Source organism: Burkholderia sp. E168m23 (assembly GCF_016586125.1).
In the GTDB taxonomy this organism is placed as follows: domain Bacteria; phylum Pseudomonadota; class Gammaproteobacteria; order Burkholderiales; family Burkholderiaceae; genus Burkholderia; species Burkholderia orbicola.
This window is the reverse complement of record NZ_BCPP01001185.1, coordinates 1-1,811: the sequence shown is the minus strand read 5'-3', so window position 1 is coordinate 1,811 and position 1,811 is coordinate 1. Positions and strand designations below refer to the sequence as shown.

3 protein-coding genes are annotated in these 1,811 nt (G+C 69.8%); all 3 read right to left on the bottom strand.

All coding sequences use genetic code 11. The features are described from left to right. Nucleotides 1-782: c-type cytochrome (locus JMF90_RS35490; protein ID WP_201326196.1), on the bottom strand; the 782-nt coding region annotated here is incomplete at its 3' end. Then, the gene (locus tag JMF90_RS35485; protein WP_011547679.1) at nt 779-1,474 is read right to left on the bottom strand and encodes a (2Fe-2S)-binding protein; all 696 of its coding nucleotides are present in this window, start codon (nt 1,472-1,474) and stop codon (nt 779-781) included. The genes JMF90_RS35485 and JMF90_RS35490, both read right to left, overlap by 4 nt. Then, a partial coding sequence (locus JMF90_RS35480; protein WP_201326195.1) for a molybdopterin cofactor-binding domain-containing protein occupies nt 1,471-1,811 on the bottom strand: 341 nt, incomplete at its 5' end. The genes JMF90_RS35485 and JMF90_RS35480, both read right to left, overlap by 4 nt.

Sequence of the window (1,811 nt, the reverse complement as noted above, 5' to 3'; positions counted from 1 at the left end):
ATGCCGACGCCGAAGAACGTCTGCAGATCGGTGCCCGTCCAGCCGCGCGCGGCCAGGCCCGCCGGCGTGATGTCGGGCGCGGCCACGCGGCCGAGCGCAGCGCCCGCGAACGGCTTCGCGCCGTCGAGCTGGCCCGTGAATGCGCGCGGCGTGTGGCATTCCGCGCAGTGGCCGAGCGCGCCGGCGAGATAGCGGCCGCGCTGCCAGTCCGCGGATTGTCCGGTCGACGCATCCGGCAGGCTGTCCTTCAGGAACAGCATGTCCCAGAACATCATGCCGAAGCGCAGGTTGTACGGGAACTTCAGGTCGTGCGCGCGGTTTTCCTGCGCGACCGGCCTGACCGTCATCAGGTACGCGTACATCGCGTCGGCGTCGGCGCGCGTGAGCTGCCGGTACGACGTGTACGGCATCGACGGATACAGGCGCTTGCCCGGCGCCTTGCCGTCATGCAGCGCGGCGTAGAAGTCGTCCGCGCTCCAGTTGCCGATCCCGTGATCCTTGTCGGGCGTGATGTTCGAGCCGTAGAACGTGCCGAACGGCGATTCGAGCGCCGCGCCGCCGGCGAACGGCGCGCCGTCCTTCGCGGTGTGGCACGCCGCGCAGTCGGCGGCCTTGACGAGATAGCGGCCGCGCGCGATCGGGTCGGCGCCGGGCGCGCCGGACGCCGCATTCGACGCCGGCGCGTCGTGGCCGCCGCAGGCGGCGAGCAGCAGCGCGCAGGCCGCCGCGAGCGCGGGCAGGCCCGCGGCCCGCGCGACACGATGAGCGAGTGTGCGTTTCATGCGGCGTCCTTCACGAGTCCCGGCGTCGTCAGCACCACGTCCTTGACGGCTTCGTAGTAGCGGACATAGCCCGTGCAGCGGCAGAGGTGCGCGTCGAGCGCATCGGTGATCGTGCGTTCCACGTCGGCCTTCGCGACCGGCTCGCGCTTCAGGCGTTCGATCAGCACGGTCGCCGCGTTGACGAAGCCCGGCGTGCAATAGCCGCACTGAAAGCTGAAATGCTCGAGGAATTTCTGCTGGATCGGCGACAGCTCGACCACTTCGCCGGCTTCGTTGCGCGTCGCGTGGCCTTCGATCGTGCGGATCGAACGGCCGTGGAAGAAGTGCGCGCCGGTAATGCAGGTGCGCATTTCCTCGCTCGTGCCGTCCGGCTGGTCGACGATCACGACGCACGCGTGGCAGATGCCCTGCCCGCAGCCGAGCCGCGAGCCGGTGAGGCCCACGTACTCGTGCAGGAACTCGATCATCATCAGCCCTTCCGGCACCTGCATCGGGCCGACGGCCTTGCCGTTGATCTTGACCGACAGCGGCTTCTGCTGGAACCGGACGAGCGGACGCTCGACGGCAGCCGATGCCGATGCCGGCGCAGCCGGAGCGGACGCCGGAGCGGCCGAAGCCGCGGTCGGTGCGGAAGCGGCGGTCGCAGCCGCGCTGGCGCTCGCGGCCGAAGCCGCGGTTTGGGCGGTCGTCATGCGAGCACCTCCTGAATCTTTTGCGGGGTCACCGGCAGGTCGGTGAAACGATGGCCGATCGCGTGCGCGATGCCGTTCACGATCGCGCCGACGACGGGGATCATCACCACTTCGGCGACACCCTTCGGCGGATCGGTCTCGGACAGCGGCGGCAGCACGTCGCCCGTTTGGGTCCAGACGGCGACGTCGGACGCGCGCGGCAACCGGTAACGGTTGAAGTTCCACGTACCGTTGCCGGGGCCGTCCTCGTAGAGCGGCAGGTACTCGTGCAGCGCATGGCCGATGCCCATCGCGAGACCGCCCTGCAACTGGCCCGACACGAGCTGCGGCGAAATCT

Bases quoted from the DNA above. Each gene is read 5' to 3' on its own strand.
- JMF90_RS35485 (WP_011547679.1), bottom strand. From the start codon at position 1,474: ATGACGACCGCCCAAACCGCGGCTTCGGCCGCGAGCGCCAGCGCGGCT.